Raw genomic sequence first — 22,250 nt, 5'->3', positions numbered from 1 at the left:
AATCATGACCGCATGACCATGTGGCGTAAGAGTTCTCGCAGCAACACCACAGCCAACTGCGTCGAGGTGGCGCACCACTCCGACCGCGTCATGGCTCGGGACTCCAAGAACCCCGACCCGACGATCAGCCTCCCCGCTACTTCGTGGGCGCGGTTTGTCCGACAGTCCCAACGGTGAACCGGTAGCGCCACACCGCCGGGATCGCCACCACCGCCAGCGCCGTCGCCACCACCACCGCCAGACCGCCCCAGGCGGTGGCGGCGCCGGCGCCGATGGCCGCGCCGGTCGTGCCGTGCAGCAGGTCCGCCAGGCGCGGCCCACCGGCGACCACGACGATGAACACGCCCTGCATCCGGCCGCGCATCTCGTCCGTCGTGGCGTTCTGGAGGATCGCGCTGCGGAACACCATGCTGATCATGTCGGCCGCCCCGCCGATCGCCAGGAACACCACGGCCAGCCACAGCGCGTGCGACAGGCCGAACCCGACCATCGCCAGACCCCACACCACGATCGCCAGCACCACGCCGACGCCGTGCCGGAGCACCCGCGACGTCCAGCCCGACACCAGTCCGCACAGCAGCGCGCCCAACGGGATCGCCGCGAACAGCCACCCGAGCGCCAGACCGCCGCCCGCCGGGTCACCGAACGTCTCCTCCGCCATCTCCGGGAACAGCGCGCGCGGCATCCCGAAGACCATCGCGATGATGTCCAGCAGGAACGAAGCCAGCAGGATCTTCTGCAGCGCCAGGTACCGGAACCCGTCGAGCACGTCGGCCAGCGCCGGCCGCCGGGAGACCCCGTCGAGCGGCGGCATCGGCGGCAGTTTCCACACCGCCCAGATGGTCAGCGTCAACGCGATCGCGTCCGCCAGGTACAGCATCGGCAGCCCGATCACCGGCATCAGCGCGCCGGCCAGCATCGGGCCGAACACGCCGCCGAACGTCATCACGGTCGACCCGAGCGCGGCGGCTGCCGCCATCTGGTCCTCCGGCACGAGGCGGGCGATGGAGGCCGTCCGGGCGGGTGCGTTGGCGGCGAAGAACACCTGTTGCAGACCGAGCAGTGCGATGACGACCCACACCGACTGGACGTCGAACGCGGCCTGCAACCACAGCAGCACCGACGTGACGGCGATCCCGGTGTTGGTCACGACCAACAGCTTCCGCCGGTCCACGACGTCGGCGACCGCACCGCCCCACAGCCCGAACACCAGCAGCGGCACCAGCGCGACGCCCGCCGAGACGCCGACCCAGCCCGACGATCCGGTGATGTCGTACACCTGCTTGGGCACCGCGACCGCCGTGAGCTGACTGCCGACGGCCGTGACCACGGTCGACAACCAGAGCCGCCGGAACGCCGTCACCTTCAACGGTCGGGTGTCGATCGCGACCTTGCCCAGCAGTCTCCTCACTCTCATTAGCGTACGACAACTAACGACTTCTTCGCCGAGACATCTGCCACTGCCGACCCGCCCGCCCCGTAGCCTGGCCGGATGCGCCTGCTGGTCGTCGAGGACGAGAAGCGACTAGCCGAGTCGTTGCGCGCCGGGCTGGCAGCCGAGGGGTACGCGGTCGACCTCGCGCACAACGGGCCGGACGGGCTGTGGCTGGCGTCGGAGCACCAGTACGCCGCGATCGTGCTGGACATCCTGCTGCCCGGTCTGAACGGCTACCGGGTGTGCGCGCGGCTCAGGGCCCAGGGCAACGACACGCCGATCCTGATGCTGACCGCGAAGGACGGCGAGCTGGACGAGGCCGACGCTCTGGACACCGGGGCGGACGACTTCCTGTCGAAACCGTTCTCCTACATCATCTTCCTGGCCCGGCTGCGCGCGCTGATCCGGCGCGGCGGGTCGCCACGGGCGAGCGTGCTCCGGCACAGGGACGTCGAGCTTGACCTGGGCAAGCGCGAGTGCCGGTGCCGGGGGACCTTGGTCCCCTTGTCCACCAAGGAGTTCTCCGTCCTGAGCTACCTCCTGCAACGGTCCGGCGAGGTCGTGACCAAGGCCGACATGCTGGAGAACCTGTGGGACTTCACGACCACGCCCGACCCGAACCTGGTCGAGGTCTACATCAGCTCGCTGCGCCGCAAGCTCGGCCGCGACACCATCCGCACGGTGCGCGGCGCGGGGTACGTGATGCCCGGTGCGTAGGTTGACGACGCGGCTCCGGGTGGCCCTGGTCGCGGCGTTGGTGTCGGCGACGCTGCTGACGATCGGCGCGGTGTACCTGGTCCGGCAGATGGACAACCAGTTGCAGGCCGGGGCGGACGACCTCGCCACCGCCGGTTCGCTGCGGGTGGCGGAGCTGATCGACCAGGTCGGCGACCCACGGCGGCTGCCGACCATGCTCGGCATCGGCCCGTACGAGATCGTCGACCTGGCGGGCGAGCGGGTGGTCACCTGCCCGGAACTCGGGCCGGAGCGCGCCGGCCGGCCGTTCCTCGCGCCGACCGGGTCGGCCGGATCGATGTTCGGACTGGGGGCGCCGCGCACCGTCGTGGTGGACGTCGTGATCGGGACCGACGACAAGTGCCTGTTCTCGGCGGACTTCTCGCCGCCGGGCCCCGCGCGGGTGGCGTCCATCCTCAGCGGCGACGGCCGGTACGTCGTGCACCTGGCGGCCAAACCGGTCCCCGAGGCGGAACGGCTGGTGGCGGCCGTCCGGGTGGTGTTGTGGATCGCGGTGCCGCTGACCGTGCTGCTCATCGGGCTGGTGGCGTGGTTCGCGGTCGGGCGGGCGTTGCAGCCGGTGGCGGCGATCCGGCGGGAGGTCGCCGAGATCAGCGCGCACGACCTCGACCGCCGGGTTCCGGTGCCACGGGCGCGGGACGAGATCGCGGACCTCGCCGGCACCATGAACGACATGCTCGCGCGACTGGCGACTTCCCTTGCGCGGCAACGGCAGTTCACCTCCGACGCGTCGCACGAGCTGCGCACGCCGCTGGCGTCGGTGCGCACCCAGTTGGAAGTCCTGCTCGCCCACCCGGACCGGGTCGACTGGCGGCGCACCGCCTCGGACGTCGTGCTGGACCTCGAACGGATGCAGGCCGTGGTGGCGGACCTGATGCTGCTGACCCGCGTCGAGGGCGCGCCGCCGGTCGACGAGAGCGTCGACCTGGCGGCGTTGGTCGGCGTTCCGGGGTCCGTGGTCGTCCAGGGCAGTGCGCTGCACCTCCAGCGGCTCGTGCGCAACCTGCTCGACAACGCCGAGCACCACAAGGAATCGCAGGTCGGCACCACCCTGACCACCGAGGACGGGTACGCCGTGCTGACCGTGGCGGACGACGGTCCGGGCATCCCGGAGGCCGATCGGGAACGGGTCTTCGAGCGGTTCGTGCGGCTGGACGAAGGTCGGGCGCGGGACGAGGGCGGGGCCGGGCTGGGACTCGCCATCGCCCGCGAGATCGCCCACGCGCACGGCGGCACGGTGGAGGTCGCGCCGAGCACGAGAGGCGCGAAGCTGGTGGTCCGCCTGCCACTGGGCTGAAGCCCGTGTCGGGCCGGAGCCTCCGGTGAGGCGAAAGCGATTATCGGAACTCGATACCTGAAGAAGGCTTCAGGCGATTTCAGGTTCGGCTCAGCACCATGATCCGAAGCTGCGCCGGTGCTCATCCGAACCCGGCTCACCGTCCGGCCGGCCTACGCCGTCGCGGTCGGCTTCCTCGCCCTGTACACCACCTACTCGCTCTGGCGGCACCACGCCTTCCAGAGCACCGGCTACGACCTGGGCATCTTCGAGCAGGCCGTGCGTTCGTACGCGGACCTGCGGCTGCCCACCTCCGACCTGAAGGGCCGGGACTTCCCGCTGCTCGGCGACCACTTCCACCCGATCATCGCGCTGCTCGCGCCGTTCTACGCCGTCGCGCCGCGCGCCGAGACGCTGCTGGTCGCCCAGGCGTTCCTGTTCGCGGCCTCCACGATCCCGGTGACCAGGCTAGCCGAGCGGCTGGGCCCCAGAGGTGTGGTGGTCGGCGTCGCCTACGGCTTCTCGTGGGGGTTGCAGAACGCGGTGGCGTTCGACTTCCACGAGATCTGCTTCGCGGTCCCGCTGCTGGCGTTCGCGATCGAGGCGTTGATCGACGAGCAGTGGCGCACGGCGGTGCTGTGGGCCGCGCCTTTGGTGCTGGTGAAGGAAGACCTGCCGGTCACGGTCGCCGCGATCGGCCTGTACCTGGTGTACCGCAGGCAATACCGGCTCGGCGCGGCCACCGTCGCGTTCGGCGCGCTCAGCTTCGTCATGATCCTCTTCGTGTTGCTGCCGCCGGCCAACCCGACCGGCGACTACCAATACTGGGACCAGTTGCGCCCCAGCGACTCCGAGCTGGGGCTGCTGACCCGGCTGGCCACCTTGCTGGTCTTGTTGGCTCCCACGGGTTTCCTGGCCTTGCGGTCACCGCTGGTGCTGCTGGCGCTGCCGACGCTGGGCTGGCGGTTCGCGTCCGGCAACCCGGCGTACTGGGGCATCGGCTACCACTACAGCGCGGTGCTGATGCCGATCGTGTTCGGCGCGTTCCTCGCGGCACGCCCGACCCGCGTGTGGGTCTGCGCGGTCGTGACGGCCGCGTTCACCGTGCTCCTGCCGCTACGGCCGCCGTCCCCGCCGTTGTGGGACGCCGCGCAACAAGCGGAGGCGCGGCGGATTCTCGCCCTGATCCCGGACGACGCGACGGTCGCCGCGTCGAACCGGGTGGCGCCACAGTTGACCGGCCGGTGCGAGGTCAGCTTGTTCCCTTGGCACACCGACGCGGACTACCTGCTGGTGTCCCGGCCGTCACCGGGCTGGCCGGTGTCCACCGACGAAGAACGGCGGACGCTCGAAACCGTTCCGCACCAGCCGATCGCGGAGTCCGCGCACCTCGTGCTGTGGAAGCGTTAGGGGCACGACGCGCGAAAGCTATCGGCCGTCGCGCTCGTGAAGACGTTAGCGGGGCGACGCGCTGGAGTTCCCGGCTGTCACGCCGTGGAAGCGTTAGGGAGCGACGCGCTGGAGTTCCCAGCCGTCGCGGCCGAGGCGGAAGCGGAGGCGGTCGTGCATGCGGTCGCGGCGGCCCTGCCAGAACTCGACCTCTTCGGGCCGGATGCGCCAGCCACCCCAGTGCGGCGGGACCGGTACTCGGTCGGCTTCGGCGAACTGGCGCTCGATCTTGTTCAGCGCGCTCTCCAGGGTGGTGCGGCCGGACACCACGCGGGACTGCGGGGAGGCCCAGGCGCCGAGCTGCGAGCCGCGCGGGCGGCTGTTCCAGTAGCGGGCGGTCTCCTCCGGGCCGACCTTCTCGACCGTGCCGCGCACGTGCGCCTGGCGCTGCATCGCGAACCACGGGAACGTCGCGGAGGCGTAGCGGGTGGCCATCAGGTCGTGGCTCTTGGCGGACGTGTAGTTGGTGAAGAACACCAGCCCGCGCGCGTCGAGGCCCTTCGCCAGGACGGTCCGGGACGACGGCCGGCCCTCGGTGTCCGAGGTCGCCAGCACCATCGCGTTGGGCTCCGACAGGCCCGCGCCGGCGGCCTGGTCCAGCCAAAGCTGCAACTGCTCGTGCCAGGTGGCCGCCAGGTCGCTCTCCGTGAGCGAACCCTGTTCGTAAGACACGCGCATCGACGGCAACGCGATGTTCGTCGTCTCCGACATTCCGACCTCCCGAGCAGGTTTTACCTGGCAAGGCACTTGTGGCACCCAACGTTCCCGCGACCGTACGGGTTCCCGCTCGTACGCGAAACCGCCTGCGTGGTGATGAGGACCACCCGGATCGTGACTGTCGGTGTGATCTTTTGATCGGAATCGAGCACGAGATCGAGTCAGACCCTCACTCGATCCGGGACGGATTCGGGCCGGCTCGTCCGGCGGGTGCTCCACCGTCACCACGTCGGCGGCCGGCGCGGTCGCCCGACCGCCTCCCCGCGTCAGCGCAACGAGCGACGACCGGTCGTGTGAGAGAGGTGCGGACCGGCCCTCGCCCCGGAGCGCGATAGGAGTGAAATCGCGCTACCGCAGAGCGGAAAGAAACGGCTCACGACGGCCCGGTTTCTGAATCGGTTCCTGAATCGTGACCGACGCCACGGAAATGCGTCGTTGCCGGCGGGTCTGGAGGAGAGCAAGGTTTTCCCAACTCTCGAGCCTCGTTGACAAGGAGCGCACAGCGTGGTGCAGCAGACCGAGCAGGACGGGTTCCGGCCGGGGTTGGAAGGTGTCGTCGCCTTCCGCACCGAGATCGCCGAGCCGGATCGCGACGGTGGCGCGCTGCGCTACCGCGGGGTGGACATCGAGGACCTGGCGGGCCAGGTCACCTTCGGCAACGTGTGGGCGTTGCTGGTGGACGGCCGGTTCGGGCCGGGCCTGCCGCCCGCCGAGCCGTTCCCGATCCCGGTGCACACCGGTGACGTGCGGGTGGACGTGCAGGCGGCGCTGGCGATGGTCGCGCCGATCTGGGGCTACCAGCCACTGCTGGACATCACCGACGAGGAGGCCCGGTCGCAGCTCGCGCGGGCGTCGGTGATGGCACTGTCGTACGCGGCGCAGTCCGCGCGCGGCATCGGGCGGGCGGCGGTGCCGCAGCGCCGGATCGACGAGTGCCGCACCATCACCGAGCGCTTCCTCACCCGCTGGCGCGGCGAGCCGGACCCGGCGCACGTGAAGGCGCTGGACGCGTACTGGGTGTCGGCCGCCGAGCACGGCCTGAACGCCTCGACGTTCACCGCCCGGGTGATCGCGTCCACCGGCGCGGACGTGGCGGCGTCGATGTCCGGCGCGATAGGAGCCATGTCCGGCCCGCTGCACGGCGGCGCGCCGGCGCGGGTGCTGCCGATGATCGAGGAGGTCGAGCGGACCGGCGACGCGCGGGCCGTGGTCACCGGGATCCTCGACCGGGGCGAGCGCCTGATGGGTTTCGGCCACCGGGTGTACCGGGCGGAGGACCCGCGTGCGCGAGTGCTCCGGCGCACCTGCCGGGAGCTGGGCGCGGCCCGTTACGAAGCGGCGGACGCGCTGGAGAAGGCGGCGCTCGCGGAACTGCGGGAACGCCGGCCCGACCGGGCGATCGAGACCAACGTCGAGTTCTGGGCCGCGGTGATCCTGGACTTCGCCCAGGTGCCGCCGCACATGATGCCCGCGATGTTCACGTGTGCGCGGACCGCCGGGTGGTCGGCGCACATCCTGGAGCAGAAGCGCACCGGACGGCTCGTGCGGCCGTCCGCGTCCTACGTGGGCCCCGGTCCGCGCGTGCCGTCCGAAGTGGAAGGCTGGGAGGAGATCGCCTGACTCGCACCGCCCACACATCGCGGGGAGACCGGGAGATCGCCTGACCCCGCGCCGCCCACCCCCCGATCCCGACATCCCGAGCACCGCCCGCACCCGCCCCGCACCCGCCCCGCACCCGCCCCCGGAGCCGGGAGGCTGGGGCGGAGCGGTCCTTAGTGGCCGGTGGTGGCCGGAGGGGGTGGCGGGCGGTGGCCGGGGGGAACGTGAGCACGGACACCCGGCCGTCACTGTCCGGCCACCCGGCTGCAACACTGGTGCCCCCGGCAACGGCGCCGGTCAGGCTGTCCCCCTCCCCCGTACCCGGAGGCTTCGCGATGACCCAGACCGCCGACCCGACCACCCTGGTCCTGCCCTCCGACCTGCTGCCGTCCGACGGCCGCTTCGGTTGCGGGCCGTCCAAGGTCCGCCCGGAGGCGTTGGCCGCCCTGGCGTCCGAGGGCGCCGCCCTGATGGGCACCTCCCACCGGCAGAAGCCGGTGAAGTCCCTGGTCGGCTCGGTGCGCTCCGGTCTGCGGGAGCTGTTCTCGCTGCCCGAGGGCTACCAGGTCGTACTGGGCAACGGCGGCACCACGGCGTTCTGGGACGCGGCGGCGTTCGGCCTGGTCCGCGAGCGCGCGCAGCACTTCACCTACGGCGAGTTCTCCTCGAAGTTCGCCAAGGTCACCTCGGACGCGCCGTTCCTCGGCGACTCGGTCGTCGTGAAGGCCGACCCCGGCTCCGCGCCGGAGATCACCTACGCCGAGGGCGCGGACCTGGTGGGCTGGGCGCACAACGAGACGTCGACCGGTGTCGCGGTGCCGGTGTTCCGGCCGGACGGCTCGGACGGCGCGCTGGTCGCGATCGACGCCACGTCCGGCGCGGGCGGCCTGCCCGTCAACGCCGCCGACTTCGACGTCTACTACTTCGCGCCGCAGAAGTGCTTCGCCTCCGACGGCGGCCTGTGGATCGCGCTGATGTCCCCGGCCGCGTTGGAGCGGGTGGCCGAGATCGGCGCGTCGGGCCGGTGGGTGCCGGAGTTCCTGTCGCTGACCACGGCGCTGGACAACTCCACCAAGGAGCAGACCTACAACACGCCGTCGATCGCGACGCTGTTCCTGCTGAACGACCAGATCGAGTGGCTCCTCGCCAACGGCGGCCTGTCGTGGGCGGTCGACCGCACGGCCGACTCGTCGTCGCGGCTGTACACGTGGGCCGAGTCCACCTCCTACACCACGCCGTACGTGGCCGACCCGAACCACCGCTCGCAGGTCGTCGGCACCGTCGACTTCGACGACTCGGTGGACGCCTCCGTGGTGGCGAAGGTGTTGCGCGCCAACGGCATCGTGGACGTCGAGCCGTACCGCAAGCTGGGCCGCAACCAGCTCCGGGTCGCGATGTTCCCGGCGGTCGAGCCGACCGACGTGAGCACGCTGACCAAGGCCGTCGACTGGGTGGTCTCGAAGCTCTGACGCCTCGACCGTCGCGCGACGGGGGCCTTCCCCATTCGATCGGGAAGGCCCCCGTTTCGCGTTCCAGTCGATCAGGTGTTCGAATGCCATGACCCATTCGGGAAATGCACTGCCGCGCCGTTGAGGTGAACCTTCAGGTAACAGACGTGCGCGGCACGGCGACATAAGGCAAGATCACACGAAGATATCGGTGAACACGGCGAGCCTCCCACGTCAAGGCGGCACGCCGGATTAACGTCGGCACCTGGCGAGGTGAAGTCATTCGGGAGGCCATGATGCGAGCGCTGCGGGTCATCGGGCTCGAAGAGGACGGCAAGTCCGTCATCCTCGAGGACCCGGATCGCGGCGAGCGCTTCGTGCTGCCCGCTGACGAACGGCTGCGCGCGGCGGCGCGGGGCGACCTCACCCGACTCGGCCAGATCGAGATCGAGGTGGAGAGCCAGATGCGCCCACGGGAGATCCAGGCCCGCATCCGCGCCGGCGAGTCCGTCGAGCAGGTGGCCACGGCCGCCGGCATCCCGGCCAACCGGGTCGAGCGGTACGCGTACCCGGTGCTGCTGGAGCGGTCCCGCACGGCCGAGCTGGCGCAGCGCGCCCACCCGGTGCGCGAGGACGGGCCGGACGTGCAGACGCTCGGCGAGGTCGTCGCGCACTCGTTCGGGCTGCGCGGCCAGGACTACACGGACGTGAGCTGGGACTCGTGGCGTGGCGAGGACGGGCGCTGGGTCGTGCAGCTCCACTGGACGGCCGGCCGCTCGGACAACCGGGCGCACTGGTCGTTCCACCCCGGCGCGCACGGCGGCACGGTGACCGCGCTGGACGACGGGGCCGTCGAGCTGATGGACCCGAACCCCAACCGGGTGCTGCGCACCGTCCGGCCGGTGACCCAGCTCGCGAGGCAGGCGCTGGCGCTGGAGAAGCAGGCGGAAACGGAGATCCTCGCCCGCGAGGAGCCGGCCCCGCCGCCGCCTCCTCCGGTGGTCCAGGAGCCCGTGCCGGAACCGGAGCCCGCTCCGGCACCGCCGCCTCCTGCTCCTGCGCCCGCCGCGCCCGCACCGACGCCCGCGGTCGCCGAGGAACCACCGGCGGCGCCGGCCAAGCAGGCGCCCGCGCAGGCCCCGGCGAAGAAGGAGCCGCCCAAGCGCGGCAAGAAGAACCACCCGATCGTCCCGTCGTGGGAGGACGTCCTGCTGGGCGTCCGCTCGAACCGGGGCTGATCGATCGGAGGGCCTCCGCCTCAGCGCGGAGGCCCTTCGCCGTTTGTGCGCGGCCGGTCACGGGTAGTCCTCGGCCATGCTGGGGCGAATCGTGGTGGGCGCGGCGGTCGGGGCCGGCCTCGGTGCGGCCTGGTGGGGGCTGCGGGAGTTCATCGCGTCCGGGGCCGTGTGCTCCAAGGACGACTGGGACTGCCTGGCCATGGGGCTGGTCGCCATCCCGGTGAGCCTGGTCGTCGGGGTGCTGCTCGGGTGGGCGGTGCTGGCCGCGGCGAAGGTGGAGCGGCCGTTGGGGATGGCGGCGGTGGGGATGTTCTTCGCGGCCGTGCTGACGCTCACGACGGTCTGGATCTCCGTGCCGGCGGGCGGGGTGCTGGCCGGTGCGCTGGGCTTCGCGCTGGCCGCACCGGTGACAGCGCGGCACTCGGTCGGCCACACTGCTGGCCGTGACTGACACCACGCGCCCCACGGCGGGCGGCCTCGCGTTCAAGGTGCTGTTGCGCGTCGTCGTGTCCGCCGTCGTCGGGTCGGCGCTGTTGATCGTGTGGATCTGGGCCTACCGGAGCGGCGTGCTGGACCGCGTGGTGAACGAGACGACGCTGGGCGGGTTCATCCTGCTGGTCGTGATCGGGCTGCCGGTGGCGCTGGTGGTGAGCGCGCTGCTGGCCGGGCCGGTGTTGTGGGTGCTCAAGGTGCGGCCGGTGTGGCCGATCGTGCTGATCGGGCCGGTGCTGTTGGGGGTGGCGCACTACTTCAAGCTGCCGGAGCAGTTCTCCGGGCTGGGTGACAGGTGGACCGTGTTGACGCTGCTCGCCGGGGCCAGTTACGGGCTGGCGGGGCTGCTGACCGCGCCGGCCATGTTCCGGAAGCGATAGTCGCGCGGCGTTCCCTGGTAGTCCGGTTCAGTAGTCCAGTTCGAAGTCGCGGTGGTCGTCGGGGTCGACCGCCGCGACGAGCTTGTTCCCCGGCTTCAGGCCGGGGTCGTACCTGGCGTCGTGCTCGATCACGAACTCGGGCACGTCCGGGCCCTTGATCAGGAGCCGGACGCGGACCGTGGAATCCTCGCTGATCGGCCGCATGGACAGGACCACGGCGGTCGCGGGCAGACCCACCTCGTCCAGGCGCAGCAGCCGCCGCTTGGCGCGCGCGATACCGCGCCACACGGCGATGCCCAGCGGCAACAGCACCACGGTGAGCACGATGCCGACGGTGCCGCCGTCGTTGGCCGCGTAGACGATCGGTCCGGTGGCCATCAACGCCACGGCGAAGAGGTGCAGGATCACGTTGTTGTCCCGGTTGGCCCCGCGTACTTCGACGAATCCGTCCTCCGCCATTCCTGCACCTTAAGCGGGTCGTGGGGTGTCGTGGGCCGGATTGGCGACCAGCCTGGACCGTCAGACCGATCAGCGGGTCAACGTTCCGGGACTCAGCACTAGAAGCCCTGGTCAGGGATGGGGACCGTGTCGAGCAGGTGCAGGTCCCAGCCCTCGTGTTCGCACCAGTCCTCCGCTTCCTCCCGGCTGATCGGCCGGGCGCGGTCGGCGCGGGTCGACACGGGATCCCAGCCGTCCGGGGCCAGCACGTGCAGCTTGCCGCCGCGGACCGCCAGCAGCCTGCCGTGCGGGAACACCATGGTCGGCTCGGTGCGCAGGTAGCGCACGCCCATCTTGACCTCCACCTTGGTCGAGCCTGCATGTTCGTCAGCGGGAAAACCGGATGCCCCACGCGGGTGAGGTTCGTACCGTGGAAACGGACTCTAGGGGGACGAATTCAGTGAGTGAGCCGGCGAGGTCACCATCCAACACCGCGGACCGACGAACTTCCACGGCCGCCACCGTGCGCCGGCTGTGGCCGTACTTCCGGCCCGTGCGCTTCCAGATGCTGCTCAGCATGTCGGCGGCACTGCTGGCGATGCTCTGCGGCCTGGGCATCCCGCTCATCACCCAACGCATCGTGGACGGCCCGATCGCCGGGCGCGACCTGGGGGCGTTGCCGCCGCTGATCGGCCTGGTGCTGGTGCTGGGCATCGCCGAGGCCGCGTTCTTCTACGCCCGCCGCCGGTTCATCGCGCGGCCGGCGTCCGACGTCGAGGCGCGGATGCGGGCCGACATGTACCGGCACCTCCAGCGGCTGCCGGTGTCGTTCCACGACCGGTGGCAGTCCGGTCAGTTGCTGTCCCGCGCGACGACCGACCTCAACACGGTGCGGCGGTTCGTGGCGTTCGTCATCACGTTCCTCGTGGTGAACACGCTGATCGTGCTGGTCGGCCTCGGTGTGCTGTTCTGGCTGTCGCCGGTGCTGGGCGCGATCGTGCTGGCCTGCACCCTGCCGCTGCTGGCGCTGTCCTACCTGTTCGAGACGAAGTTCAAGGTGGTGGCCCGCAAGGCGCAGGACCAGACCGGCGACCTGACCACGGTGGTCGAGGAGTCGGTGCTGGGCATCCGGGTGCTCAAGGCGTTCGGGCGGGGGCCGCACCTGACCCAGCGGTTCCTCCGGCAGGCCCGGGACCTGCGGGACACCGAACTGGCCAAGGTCCGGGTGTTCGCGCTGCTGTGGGCGGTGTTGATCGTGCTGCCCGAGTTGGCGATCGCCGGGCAGCTCGCGTACGGCGCGGTGGGGATCGCGGACGGCACCGTCACGGTGGGCACGCTGGTCGCCGCCGTCACGGTGAGCGCGTACCTGCGGTGGCCGATCGACTCGATCGGCTGGCTGCTGGCCGAGACGAACCAGACCGCGTCGGCGTCCGAGCGGTACTACGAGGTGATGGACGCGCCCGTGACCATCACCAACCCGGTCGACGCCAAGCCGCTGCCCGAGCGGGTCCGGGGGCACGTGCGGTTCGAGGACGTGCACTACGCGCACCCCGGCAGCGAGCGCGAGGTGTTGCGGGGTGTGGACCTGGACATCCGACCGGGCGAGACGGTCGCGCTGGTCGGGGCCACCGGGTCGGGCAAGACGACCGTGACGGCGCTGGTGCCCCGGCTGACCGACGTCACGTCCGGCCGGGTGACGATCGACGGTGTGGACGTGCGCGAGCTGGACCTGGCGGAGCTGCGCACGGTGGTCGGCACGGCGTTCGAGGAGCCGATCCTGTTCTCCGCGAGCGTCACCGAGAACGTCGCCCTGGGCAACGAGGACGTGGACGAGGCGCGGGTGCGCGAGGCATTGCAGGTGGCCCGCGCCGAGGAGTTCGTGGACGCCCTGCCGTGGGGCCTGGACACCCGGATCGGCGAGCAGGGCCTGTCGCTGTCCGGCGGCCAGCGGCAGCGGCTCGCGCTGGCGCGCGCGGTCGTCGGGCACCCGGCGGTGCTCGTGCTGGACGACCCGCTGTCCGCCCTGGACGTGCACACGGAGGCCGAGGTGGAGGCCGCGCTGCACCGCGTGCTGACCGGCGTGACGGCGCTCGTGGTCGCGCACCGGCCGAGCACGGTGCAGCTCGCCGACCGGGTGGCGATGCTCGTGGACGGACGGATCGCGGCCGTCGGCACGCACCGGGAGCTGTTGGCGGACAACGAAGAGTATCGACATCTTCTGTCCACTATGGAAGATGAGGAGGTGGCGGCGTGACGACCGAGACGATGAGCCGGACCGACGAGGCGGCGACCGAGGAGAAGTGGCGGGGCGTCGCCTCCGAGGACGTCGAGGAACTGGACCACGCGACCGGCGTGAAGCTGCAGGCCCGGTCGCGCAAGCTGCTGCGCTCGCTGGTGCGCCCGCACACCCGTGCGGCGGTGCTCGCGCTGGTCATCGTGATCGCCGAGAACCTCGCCCACCTGGCCGGTCCACTGCTCATCGCGGTGGCGATCGACCGGGGAGTGCCGGCCGCGCTGGACGGCCGTCCCGGCGTGCTCACGTGGTGCGTCGGCGGGTACGTGGGCACGGCGCTGGCGGCGACCCTGCTGCGCTGGTCGTTCGTCCGGCTGACCGGGCGGATCGGCCAGGACCTGCTGCTGGACCTGCGGGAGCGCATCTTCCGGCACGTCCAGCGGCTGTCCGTCGCGTTCCACGAGAAGTACACCTCCGGCAAGGTCATCTCGCGGCTGACCAGTGACGTGGACTCGTTGCAGGACCTGCTGGAGGAGGGGCTGGACGGGTTCTTCACGTCGATGCTGTCGGTGGTCGGCATCTCCGTCGTGATGCTCACCCTGGACCCGCCGCTGGCGATGGTCGTGCTGTTCGGCTTCCTGCCGCTGCTGCTGCTCGTCCGGTGGTTCCAGCGGCGGTCGACGACGGTCTACCGGGGCACCCGCGGCGCGATCGCGAAGATCATCGTACAGTTCGTGGAGACCATGAACGGCATCCGCGCGGTGCAGGCGTTCCGGCGGGAGCGGCGCAACGAGAAGATCATGGGCGAGCTGAACGCCCGGTTCCGGGACGCGAACGCCGAGGCGTTCCGCGTGATGGCGGCGTTCACCTCGCTGGTGCGGGTGATCGGCAACGTGTCGCTCGCGGTGATCCTGGCGCTGGGCGCGTGGCGGGTCGCGGGCGGGCAACTGGAGTTGGGCGTGCTGGCGGCGTTCACGCTGTACGTGCGGCGGTTCTACGACCCGTTCGACGAGATCGCGATGTTCGCCAACTCGTACGCGTCGGCGACGGCGGCGCTGGAGAAGATCTCCGGCCTCCTGGAGGAGAAGCCGACCGTGCCGGAGCCGGACGACCCCGCGCCGCTCGGTGACGTGCGCGGTCAGGTGGCGTTCGACGGGGTGGAGTTCCGCTACTCGGCGTCGACGCCGGTGGTGCTGCCGCCGTTCGACCTGCACGTGCCGGCCGGGCAGACGGTGGCGCTGGTGGGTGCGACGGGCGCGGGCAAGTCGACGCTGGCGAAGCTGGTGGCGCGGTTCTACGACCCGTCCGACGGCGCCGTGCTGCTGGACGGCGTGGACCTGCGCTCGGTGACCGACGCCGACCTGCGGCGGGCCGTGGTGATGGTGACCCAGGAGAACTTCCTGTTCGACGGGTCGGTGGCGGACAACATCGCGCTCGGTAGGCCGTCGGCCGACCGGGACGAGGTGGAGGCCGCCGCACGGGCCGTGGGCGCGCACGAGTTCATCACCGCCCTGCCCGAGGGGTACGACACGGACGTGCGCAAACGCGGTGGACGGCTGTCCGCCGGCCAGCGGCAGATGGTGGCGTTCGCACGGGCGTTCCTGGCGGACCCGGCGGTGCTGGTGCTGGACGAGGCGACATCCAGCCTGGACGTGCCGTCGGAACGCCTCGTGCAGGGCGCGCTGGAGACCGTGCTGGCGGACCGGACGGCCTTCATCATCGCCCACCGCCTGTCGACAGTCCTGATCGCGGACCGCGTGCTGGTGCTCGACGGGGGCCGGATCGTGGAGGACGGCACGCCGGAGGACCTGATCGGCGACGACGGCCGGTTCGCGGCGCTGCACACGGCGTGGCGTGATTCGCTGGCCTGATCCGGGTACAGCGGGTCTCGCCGGCCGGTATCGGGTTCGGGTGTCGGACCTGATCGGGGTTCGGGCCCTGGAACAGCGCGGGTCGCGGCGGACCACTACCGCCGCGACCCGCCCTTCCCGTTCACCGGTCGAACCGGTCCGCCTTGACGCCCGCGAGGAACGCTTCCGCCGACCGCCGGCCGACGAACAGCACACCGCCCGCCGGGTTCTTCGAGTCGCGCAGCGCGCGGAGTCCCGGGGTGCGGGCCACCTCCACGCAGTTGCCGTTCTCACCGCTCGACCTGGTCGATTTGCGCCAGCCGAGGTGGGGGAGGTCGTTCATCGCCGGCCCCTTTCAGTCGCCGCTCCTGAGCCCGCCCAGGGTAGCCAGTCGATCGCGCGTCCCCTCCGGCGTCAAAGCGGTCGACGCGATCTGCTCGAACAGATCGGCATGCGCTCGCACTTCCCGCCGCTTCTCGTAGTAGGTGGCCGACACGGTCGAACAACGACTCGTCGAGCAGGGCCCGTAGCCGCAGCGGATGCGTTCCGGTGAGCCGCTCCTGGCGCTGCACGCTGAGATCCACGGCACTCCGAAGCTCGGTCTCGGTCGCATCCGGCGAGGTGCTGTTGCACACCAGCGACGAACAGACGGCACTCGCCTTCTTCGACCACGTCGACGGCATAGCCGGCCGGCTCGTCCGGACGAGTTGATCAGAGCAAGGTCAGGATCAGGGTGAACCAGGCCAGCAGCACTCCCGCCACCACGCCGTAGGCCACCCAGCGCCACACCAGCACCTTGCGGGCCAGCCAGACCGACGGGGCGATGCCTCCCACGACCAGGACGTTGGCCAGCAGGGCGAGCCATCTGCTGGTCTCGCCCAGCCCCAGCGACAGGGTGACGATCATGAACGTCACCACGGCGGCGGTGAAGACGCTGACCGTCAGGCCGGTGCCCCAAGGGGTCGGCTCCCGAGGCGGCGGGGGTTGCTCCGCCGGGGGTTCGACGGGGGCCTCGGTCGGGGCCTCCACCACGTACTGCTCGCCGCTGACCGGGTCCGTGTAGGCGACGGGGGTGCCCATGTCGGCGGCCACGCGGCCGGCCAGTTGGCGGCCTCTCCTGGTCACCAGGGCGTTGGCGGCGCCGTCGGCGGGTGCGTCCGTGCGCAGCACCGCTTCGGCTACCTTGGCCCACTCGTGCAGCGCTTCGGCCAGGCCCGCGCCGAGTGGCAGGGTGTGCGGGTCGACTTCCCGCTCGGCCCCGTCGTCGCGGCCCGCCAGCACGGCACGGCCGTCCTGGACCCGCAGTTCCACGAATGTCCTCCTCAGGGATGCTGTGTCGACCGTAGTCGGTCAGGCGATCGCGTAGAAGGCGATGGCCGCAGCGGTGGCGACGTTCAGCGAGTCGACGCCCGTGGTCATCGGGATGCGGACGGCCAGGTCGGCGGCCTCGATGGCCTCCTCGGTCAGGCCCGGACCTTCCGAGCCGAGCAGCACGGCCACCCGCCGGCCGCCGAGGTGCGCGTCCGCCAGGCTGACGGCGGTGGGCCTCGGGGTCAGGGCGGCGACGGTGAAACCGTTGTGGCGCAGCATGTCCAGGCCGGTGTCGAGATCCGGGAGCGGTGCGAACGGCACGCGGAGGACGTGGCCCATCGAGACGCGCACGCTCCGGCGGTACAGCGGGTCGCTGCAACCGGGGCCGAGCAGGATGCCGTCGACGCCGAGCGCGGCGGCGTTGCGGAACAACGAACCCAGGTTCTCGTGGTCGCCCACTCCTTCGAGGACGGCGAGCCTGGTCGACCGCCGGGCGAGGTCCTCGGCGGTCGGCTGGGGCGCGCGGTCGGCGGCGGCGAGCACGCCCCGGTTCAGGTGGAAGCCGACGACTTCGGCCATGACTTCGGGGGACGTCACGTAGGCGGGCGCGGGCAGGCTCCCCAGGGCCTCGATGCGGCGGCGCACGCCGAGCAGCGCCCGGACGGGGTACGGCGAGTCGAGCAGCCGTTCGACGACGACCACGCCCTCGGCGATCACCAGGCCCCGGCCGCCGGGTCGGTCGGGGCGGCGGTCGGCCGTCGACAGGTCCCGGAAGTCGTCCAGTCGCGGGTCCGCCGGGTCGTCGATCTCGATCACCCCGGCAGTGTCCCACTTCCCGACAGGTGAACACCCCTCGTAGTCCAGAGGGCCGAACCGCAACGCCTCCACCTGCAACTTCTCGCTTATTGTTACCGGTATGTGACAGAGAGCACCGATTTGGGCGCTGGCGGGCAAGTGCCTGCTGTGTCACGGTTGGCCTCCGCTGAGCCCGCCGGAACAGCCCGACCGATTGGGAGGCGGCATGGGTAGCAATGTGTCCAGTCGGACGTTCACCAGGGAGGACCGCCAGCGCTACCGCGAGCGGGTGCAGCGGTGCTTGGACGCGCTGGGAACGATGTTGGCCGAGGACAGCTTCTCCTTCCCGCGTCAGCAGATGGGGCTGGAGATCGAGCTGAACCTCGTGGACGACGACTGCCGGCCCGCGATGGCCAACGCCGAGGTGCTGGAGAAGATCGGCGACCCGTCCTTCACGCTGGAGCTGGGGCAGCACAACCTGGAGGTCAACGTCCCGCCGCGCGAGCTGGCCGGTGACGAGACCCTTGACCTGGAACGGGAACTGTGCGAAACGCTCTCGACGGCGGACGACAAGGCGCACGACGCCGGCACGTCGATCGTGATGATCGGGGTGCTGCCGACGTTGCGGCACGAGCACTTCGACCGGCAGTGGCTGTCCGACAGCCCGCGCTATGCGCTGCTGAACGACCAGATCTTCGCCGCGCGCGGCGAGGAGACCGTGCTGTCCATGGAGGGGTCGCCCATGCCGGGCGGCGCCTCACCGGAGAAGTTGTTGAGCTACGCGGAATCCATCGTGCCGGAGGCGGCCTGCACGTCCGTGCAGCTACATTTGCAAGTCGCCCCTGATGACTTCGCTGCGCACTGGAACGCGGCGCAGGCGTTGGCCGGCGTGCAGGTCGCGATCGCGGCCAACTCCCCGTTCCTGCTGGGGCGGGCGTTGTGGCACGAGACGCGCATCCCGTTGTTCCTGCAGGCCACCGATACCCGGACGGTGGAGCTGAAGAACCAGGGCGTCCGGCCCCGGGTGTGGTTCGGGGAACGGTGGATCACGTCGATCTTCGACCTCTTCGAGGAGAACGTCCGGTACTTCCCGGCACTGCTCCCGGAGGCCGGCGACGAGGACCCGCTGGACGTGCTGAGCGCCGGCGGGACGCCTTCGTTGACCGAGCTGCGGTTGCACAACGGGACCGTGTGGCGGTGGAACCGGCCCGTTTACGACGTGGTGGACGGGGTTCCCCATCTGCGGGTGGAGAACCGGGTGCTGCCGGCCGGGCCCACGGTGTTGGACACCATGGCCAATGCGGCGTTCTTCTATGGCGCGCAACGGGCTTTGACCACGCTGGAGCGTCCGTTGTGGACTCAGATGTCGTTCCACGCCGCTGAGGAGAACCTGTACGCCGGGTCTCGGCACGGGATGGGTGCGCAGTTGTACTGGCCCGGAATCGGGTGGGTGCCGCCGGATGAGTTGGTGTTGCGGCGGTTGCTGCCGTTGGCCCATGACGGGTTGCGGGCTTGTGGGGTTTCCGATTCGGCTCGGGAGCGGTATCTCGGGGTGATCGAGGCTCGGTGCTTGTCGCGGCGGACCGGGTCGCAGTGGCAGCGGGAGACGGTGGCTTTGTTGGAGGAGCGGGGGGTGGGGCGGGAGGCTGCGTTGGGGGCCATGTTGGGGCGGTATGTGGAGCTGATGAACTGTGGGGAGGCTGTTCATACTTGGCCGGTTGGGGTGTGACTTCGGTCTCGGCTCGGGTCGGCTCGGGTCGGGTCGGGTCGAACAGCTTAAAAGCATCGCTCGCCGCTGGGCAGGCCGCCAAGGATGATCACAAAAGCAGGACTCGGGCGTCGTGTCATCCCCGTATGACCTGGTCAAAGACCACCACCCTTTTCCTGGGGATGCAAGCGAAAAGCGTGCTTGCATCCCCAGGAAAAGCGCGGTTCCCTGCGGGCAGGCCATACGGGGATGACACGCAGCCCACCGACGGGTGTGCGCGCTGCGCGCGCCTGTGCGGCGAAGAGCGCGGAGCGCGCCACGGCTTCTTTCTAGCGGCGGCGGCCGGCTTTTAGTGGGGCTACGTCGGCTCCGTCGTGGGAGCTTCGGCATTCGTCCGGGGTTACCGCTTCCACCGCGAGGGTCAGCATGCCCTTGACGCCGGTGTAGATCGATTCGCCCGCTGAGGCCAGGGACGCGTGCACTCGGTTCGAGTCGGAGAAGTCGCGGTCGTCTTTGGTGCGTTTCTTGCCTGCCTCTTCCGGCTTTGTCGCGCTGCGGAGGTTGACCTCCAGCCACGCCGCCACCTCCGCCGGGGTGGTCAGCACCTCTTCCGGGGTTCGTTCCAGACGTTCCTGGCGTGGAGAGGCGTGGTCGAGGGACGTGTGTTCTACGTAGGCGTGCCAGTGCGTGTTGCGCAGTGACCACGTCTGCTCGATCGGCCAGTCCTCCTCGGTGCCCATGCGGTCATCTTGCCAGGGTCCGCACGTCCAGCGTGTGGTCAACCCCCACCGCGTCGGCGAGTCTCCGGTCGTGGGTCACCAGGAGCAGGGTTCCCCCGTAGGTTTCCAGGGCTTGTTCCAGTTGTTCGATGGCCGCCACGTCGAGGTGGTTCGTCGGTTCGTCGAGCACCAGGCAAGTGGTGCCCTTCGCCTGGAGCACGGCCAGGCCCGCTCTGGTTCGTTCGCCCGGGGACAGGGAGTTCGCGGGGCGCAGCACCGCGTCCGCGCCCACTCGGAACTTGGCCAGGAGGGTGCGCACCTCGACGTCCGGCAAGCCCGTCGCCTCGGCCACGACCGCCAGGGCCGGGGTTTCCGTCGCGAACGACGCCCGTACCTGGTCGACCTCGCCGATCACCACCGAAGCGCCTTGGCTCCGGTCGCCTCCCGCCAACGGCAGGCGGCCCAGGAGGGCTGCCAGGAGGGTCGACTTGCCCGAGCCGTTCGGGCCGGTGATGCGCCAGCGCTCGCCCGCGCCGATGGTCAGGTCGACCGGGCCCAGGGTGACGTCGCCCCTGCTCACCACGGCGTTGCGCAACGTGAAGGCCACCTGGCTGCCGCGTCCCGAGGTCGGCAGGGTCAGCCGTAGTTCCCACGGCTCCCGGGGCTCTTCCACGTCTTCCAGGCGTTCCAGGGCACGTTCGGTCGCCGACGCTTTGCCGGCCAGGTTTTCCGCTCCTTGTTTGCGGAAGAACTTGATGTTCTTGTCCTTCTCGTCGGACTTCGCGTTGCGGCGCACGCCCGCCTGCGACCATTCACGGGTCTGGCGGGCGCGTTGGGTGAGGTTGTCCCGTTTGGCGGCGTACGTCTCGTAGTCCTCGCGCGCCCTCTTCCTCGCCACCGCCTGTTCCGCCACGTACGCGTCCCAGCCGCCGCCGAAGACCGTGATGCCGTGCGTGAACTCGTCCAGTTCCGCGACCGCCGTCGTGGTCCGGGCCAGGAACTCCCGGTCGTGGCTGACCAGGACCATGCCCGCCGGGCTGGCCGGCACGTGCGACTCCAGCAGGTCCAGGCCCGCCGCGTCCAGGTCGTTCGTCGGCTCGTCCAGCAGCAGCACGTCGGCGCGCACCAGCAGGACCGAGGCCAGTCGCAGCCTCGCCGACTGGCCGCCGGAGAGCGGGCGGTTCTCGTCCAGGAGGTCGGCGGGCAGGCCCAGGCGTTCGCAGACCTCGTCCGCCCGTTCGTCGAAGTCGGCCGCGCCGGCGGCGGTCCACTCGTCGAAGGCTCGGGCGTAGGCGTCTTCGGCGTTCGGTTCGCCGGTCGCCAGTGCTCGGGTGGCGGCTTCGAAGCGTTCGACGGCTCGGGCGACGCCGGTGCGTCTCGCCAGGTGGGCGCGCAGCGGCTCGCCGGGCTCGACGGTCGGCTCCTGGGTGAGGTGGGCGACCGTTCCCCGGGCCGTCACGGCGCCTTCGTCGGGCTTCAGCTCCCCCGCGAGCACGCGGAGCAGCGTCGACTTGCCCACCCCGTTCGGCGCGCTCAGACCTATGCGCTGACCAGCGTGGACATCGAGATCCACCTCCTGGAGAACGGTCCTCGGACCGAACGACAGCGTGACGTTTCGGGCTGTCAGTGCGGACACATTCCCGATCGTCGCAGGAACTTCTGTGATCAGCACCCCGGTTTCCCACCGGCCTAGTTGCAAGTAGATTGCAGGTACAAGAGAGTTGCAACGAGGGGATGGTCATGGCCCAGTACGTGCTGCCGGATCTCGACTACGACTACGGCGCCCTCGAACCGGCGATCATCGGCGAGATCAACGAGCTGCACCACAGCAAGCACCACGCCGCCTACGTCAAGGGCGCGAACGACGCGATCGAGCAGATCGCCGAGGCGCGGGACAAGGACTCCTTCGGCTCGATCGTCGGTCTGGAGACCACGCTGGCGTTCCACCTCGCCGGCCACGCGCTGCACCAGGTGTGGTGGAAGAACCTCTCGCCCAACGGGGGCGACAAGCCGGTCGGCGAGCTGGCGGCGGCCGTGGACGAGCACTTCGGCTCGTTCGACAAGCTGCGCGCGCAGCTCAGCGCCGCCGCGTCCACGATCCAGGGCTCCGGCTGGGGCATCCTCGCCTGGGAGCCGGTCGGTCAGCGGCTGATCACCCAGCAGTTGAAGGACCACCACTCCAACCTGTCGATCGCCACCACGCCGCTGCTGGTGTTCGACATCTGGGAGCACGCGTACTACCTCCAGTACCGCAACCTGAAGGCCGACTACATCTCCGCGCTGTGGAACGTCGTGAACTGGGACGACGTGAACGCCCGCTTCGAGGCGGCGCGGGCCGGACAGAACGGTCTCCGGCTACCCGCGCAGTGACGGCCTGAGGGCTCGCCCGGACTCGGCGGTGGATGC

23 protein-coding genes are annotated in these 22,250 nt (G+C 70.6%); 13 read left to right on the top strand and 10 right to left on the bottom strand.

Annotated features, from left to right (window positions below):
• Positions 1–12 precede the first annotated feature (12 nt).
• The gene (locus tag ACQPZF_RS02860) at positions 13–177 is read left to right on the top strand and encodes a DUF397 domain-containing protein (protein ID WP_433267917.1); all 165 of its coding nucleotides are present in this window, start codon (positions 13–15) and stop codon (positions 175–177) included.
• On the opposite strand, the gene ACQPZF_RS02855 is transcribed toward ACQPZF_RS02860, so the two are convergent.
• Positions 137–1,417, bottom strand: a complete 1,281-nt coding sequence (locus ACQPZF_RS02855) for an MFS transporter (RefSeq protein ID WP_433267916.1) — start codon at positions 1,415–1,417, stop codon at positions 137–139. The two genes, ACQPZF_RS02860 and ACQPZF_RS02855, sit on opposite strands and share 41 nt — an antisense overlap.
• Positions 1,418–1,492: 75 nt before the next feature.
• On the opposite strand from ACQPZF_RS02855, the gene ACQPZF_RS02850 reads away from it, so the two are divergent.
• The 3 genes from ACQPZF_RS02850 to ACQPZF_RS02840 all read left to right on the top strand — a co-directional run bounded on the left by ACQPZF_RS02850 (position 1,493) and on the right by ACQPZF_RS02840 (position 4,877).
• Positions 1,493–2,152, top strand: a complete 660-nt coding sequence (locus ACQPZF_RS02850) for a response regulator transcription factor (RefSeq protein WP_433267914.1) — start codon at positions 1,493–1,495, stop codon at positions 2,150–2,152.
• Position 2,153: 1 nt separating this feature from the next.
• Entirely contained in the window at positions 2,154–3,488 is a 1,335-nt protein-coding gene (locus ACQPZF_RS02845) for an ATP-binding protein (protein WP_433267913.1), read from the top strand.
• A gap of 117 nt (positions 3,489–3,605) precedes the next feature.
• Positions 3,606–4,877: a DUF2079 domain-containing protein gene (locus ACQPZF_RS02840; protein ID WP_433267911.1), complete on the top strand. Its 1,272-nt coding sequence runs from the start codon at positions 3,606–3,608 to the stop codon at positions 4,875–4,877.
• Between the two features lie 93 nt (positions 4,878–4,970).
• On the opposite strand, the gene pdxH is transcribed toward ACQPZF_RS02840, so the two are convergent.
• Positions 4,971–5,627, bottom strand: coding sequence for a pyridoxamine 5'-phosphate oxidase (pdxH, locus tag ACQPZF_RS02835; protein WP_433267909.1), 657 nt, complete (start codon positions 5,625–5,627; stop codon positions 4,971–4,973).
• Positions 5,628–6,137: 510 nt separating this feature from the next.
• Between pdxH and ACQPZF_RS02830 the strand changes: the two genes are divergently transcribed.
• The 5 genes from ACQPZF_RS02830 (at position 6,138) to ACQPZF_RS02810 (ending at position 10,790) form a co-directional block, all read left to right on the top strand.
• The gene (locus tag ACQPZF_RS02830) at positions 6,138–7,253 is read left to right on the top strand and encodes a citrate synthase 2 (RefSeq protein ID WP_433267907.1); all 1,116 of its coding nucleotides are present in this window, start codon (positions 6,138–6,140) and stop codon (positions 7,251–7,253) included.
• Between the two features lie 314 nt (positions 7,254–7,567).
• Positions 7,568–8,701 carry a phosphoserine transaminase gene (gene serC, locus ACQPZF_RS02825; RefSeq protein WP_433267906.1) on the top strand — a complete coding sequence of 378 codons (1,134 nt, stop codon included), beginning with the start codon at positions 7,568–7,570 and terminating at the stop codon, positions 8,699–8,701.
• Positions 8,702–8,976: 275 nt separating this feature from the next.
• Positions 8,977–9,918 carry a septation protein SepH gene (gene sepH, locus ACQPZF_RS02820; protein WP_433267904.1) on the top strand — a complete coding sequence of 314 codons (942 nt, stop codon included), beginning with the start codon at positions 8,977–8,979 and terminating at the stop codon, positions 9,916–9,918.
• A gap of 76 nt (positions 9,919–9,994) precedes the next feature.
• The gene (locus tag ACQPZF_RS02815) at positions 9,995–10,369 is read left to right on the top strand and encodes a hypothetical protein (RefSeq protein ID WP_433267902.1); all 375 of its coding nucleotides are present in this window, start codon (positions 9,995–9,997) and stop codon (positions 10,367–10,369) included.
• A complete protein-coding gene (locus tag ACQPZF_RS02810) occupies positions 10,362–10,790 on the top strand; it encodes a hypothetical protein (RefSeq protein ID WP_433267900.1) in 429 nt (142 codons plus the stop codon). The genes ACQPZF_RS02815 and ACQPZF_RS02810 overlap by 8 nt, the downstream gene beginning before the upstream one ends.
• Before the next feature lie 27 nt (positions 10,791–10,817).
• Here ACQPZF_RS02810 and ACQPZF_RS02805 read toward each other — a convergent pair whose 3' ends face one another.
• Together ACQPZF_RS02805 and ACQPZF_RS02800 are read right to left on the bottom strand one after the other, a co-directional pair.
• Positions 10,818–11,249, bottom strand: coding sequence for a hypothetical protein (locus ACQPZF_RS02805; protein ID WP_433267898.1), 432 nt, complete (start codon positions 11,247–11,249; stop codon positions 10,818–10,820).
• A 98-nt stretch (positions 11,250–11,347) separates the two neighbouring features.
• Complete coding sequence (locus ACQPZF_RS02800) at positions 11,348–11,593, bottom strand: hypothetical protein (protein WP_433267896.1); 246 nt, start codon at positions 11,591–11,593, stop codon at positions 11,348–11,350.
• Between the two features lie 158 nt (positions 11,594–11,751).
• On the opposite strand from ACQPZF_RS02800, the gene ACQPZF_RS02795 reads away from it, so the two are divergent.
• Positions 11,752–13,482 (top strand): ABC transporter ATP-binding protein, encoded by a 1,731-nt coding sequence (locus ACQPZF_RS02795; RefSeq protein WP_433267894.1) that lies wholly within the window; start codon positions 11,752–11,754, stop codon positions 13,480–13,482.
• Positions 13,479–15,332: an ABC transporter ATP-binding protein gene (locus ACQPZF_RS02790; RefSeq protein WP_433267892.1), complete on the top strand. Its 1,854-nt coding sequence runs from the start codon at positions 13,479–13,481 to the stop codon at positions 15,330–15,332. Before ACQPZF_RS02795 ends, ACQPZF_RS02790 begins: the two co-directional genes overlap by 4 nt.
• A 121-nt stretch (positions 15,333–15,453) precedes the next feature.
• Here ACQPZF_RS02790 and ACQPZF_RS02785 read toward each other — a convergent pair whose 3' ends face one another.
• The 4 genes from ACQPZF_RS02785 to ACQPZF_RS02770 form a co-directional block, all read right to left on the bottom strand.
• On the bottom strand, positions 15,454–15,654 hold the full coding sequence (locus ACQPZF_RS02785) for a DUF397 domain-containing protein (protein WP_433267890.1): 201 nt from the start codon (positions 15,652–15,654) through the stop codon (positions 15,454–15,456).
• 12 nt (positions 15,655–15,666) lie between these two features.
• Positions 15,667–15,807: a hypothetical protein gene (locus ACQPZF_RS02780; RefSeq protein WP_433267889.1), complete on the bottom strand. Its 141-nt coding sequence runs from the start codon at positions 15,805–15,807 to the stop codon at positions 15,667–15,669.
• Between the two features lie 215 nt (positions 15,808–16,022).
• Positions 16,023–16,622 carry a DUF2537 domain-containing protein gene (locus ACQPZF_RS02775; RefSeq protein WP_433267887.1) on the bottom strand — a complete coding sequence of 200 codons (600 nt, stop codon included), beginning with the start codon at positions 16,620–16,622 and terminating at the stop codon, positions 16,023–16,025.
• Positions 16,623–16,661: 39 nt separating this feature from the next.
• Positions 16,662–17,438, bottom strand: a complete 777-nt coding sequence (locus tag ACQPZF_RS02770) for a TrmH family RNA methyltransferase (RefSeq protein ID WP_433267885.1) — start codon at positions 17,436–17,438, stop codon at positions 16,662–16,664.
• Between the two features lie 205 nt (positions 17,439–17,643).
• On the opposite strand from ACQPZF_RS02770, the gene ACQPZF_RS02765 reads away from it, so the two are divergent.
• Positions 17,644–19,146 carry a glutamate-cysteine ligase family protein gene (locus ACQPZF_RS02765; protein WP_433267883.1) on the top strand — a complete coding sequence of 501 codons (1,503 nt, stop codon included), beginning with the start codon at positions 17,644–17,646 and terminating at the stop codon, positions 19,144–19,146.
• Positions 19,147–19,454: 308 nt separating this feature from the next.
• Here the strand turns inward: ACQPZF_RS02765 and ACQPZF_RS02760 are convergent, their stop codons facing one another.
• Positions 19,455–19,865 carry a hypothetical protein gene (locus tag ACQPZF_RS02760; RefSeq protein ID WP_433267881.1) on the bottom strand — a complete coding sequence of 137 codons (411 nt, stop codon included), beginning with the start codon at positions 19,863–19,865 and terminating at the stop codon, positions 19,455–19,457.
• A gap of 4 nt (positions 19,866–19,869) precedes the next feature.
• Complete coding sequence (locus ACQPZF_RS02755; protein WP_433267879.1) at positions 19,870–21,480, bottom strand: ABC-F family ATP-binding cassette domain-containing protein; 1,611 nt, start codon at positions 21,478–21,480, stop codon at positions 19,870–19,872.
• A 104-nt stretch (positions 21,481–21,584) separates the two neighbouring features.
• Between ACQPZF_RS02755 and ACQPZF_RS02750 the strand changes: the two genes are divergently transcribed.
• Positions 21,585–22,214, top strand: coding sequence for a superoxide dismutase (locus ACQPZF_RS02750; RefSeq protein ID WP_433267877.1), 630 nt, complete (start codon positions 21,585–21,587; stop codon positions 22,212–22,214).
• Positions 22,215–22,250 lie beyond the last annotated feature (36 nt).

The organism is Actinosynnema sp. CS-041913, from assembly GCF_050942485.1.
Classification (GTDB): Bacteria; Actinomycetota; Actinomycetes; order Mycobacteriales; family Pseudonocardiaceae; genus Actinosynnema.
Note: the sequence above shows the minus strand (reverse complement) of the source record. Positions and strands in the feature narration are given on the sequence as shown.

Coding starts and splice junctions, on each gene's coding strand:
- sepH (WP_433267904.1), top strand. CDS start 8,977: ATGCGAGCGCTGCGGGTCATCGGGCTCGAAGAGGACGGCAAGTCCGTC.
- ACQPZF_RS02760 (WP_433267881.1), bottom strand. CDS start 19,865: ATGGGCACCGAGGAGGACTGGCCGATCGAGCAGACGTGGTCACTGCGC.
- pdxH (WP_433267909.1), bottom strand. CDS start 5,627: ATGTCGGAGACGACGAACATCGCGTTGCCGTCGATGCGCGTGTCTTAC.
- ACQPZF_RS02805 (WP_433267898.1), bottom strand. CDS start 11,249: ATGGCGGAGGACGGATTCGTCGAAGTACGCGGGGCCAACCGGGACAAC.
- ACQPZF_RS02750 (WP_433267877.1), top strand. CDS start 21,585: ATGGCCCAGTACGTGCTGCCGGATCTCGACTACGACTACGGCGCCCTC.
- serC (WP_433267906.1), top strand. CDS start 7,568: ATGACCCAGACCGCCGACCCGACCACCCTGGTCCTGCCCTCCGACCTG.
- ACQPZF_RS02815 (WP_433267902.1), top strand. CDS start 9,995: ATGCTGGGGCGAATCGTGGTGGGCGCGGCGGTCGGGGCCGGCCTCGGT.
- ACQPZF_RS02765 (WP_433267883.1), top strand. CDS start 17,644: ATGGGTAGCAATGTGTCCAGTCGGACGTTCACCAGGGAGGACCGCCAG.
- ACQPZF_RS02860 (WP_433267917.1), top strand. CDS start 13: ATGACCATGTGGCGTAAGAGTTCTCGCAGCAACACCACAGCCAACTGC.
- ACQPZF_RS02785 (WP_433267890.1), bottom strand. CDS start 15,654: ATGAACGACCTCCCCCACCTCGGCTGGCGCAAATCGACCAGGTCGAGC.
- ACQPZF_RS02855 (WP_433267916.1), bottom strand. CDS start 1,417: ATGAGAGTGAGGAGACTGCTGGGCAAGGTCGCGATCGACACCCGACCG.
- ACQPZF_RS02850 (WP_433267914.1), top strand. CDS start 1,493: ATGCGCCTGCTGGTCGTCGAGGACGAGAAGCGACTAGCCGAGTCGTTG.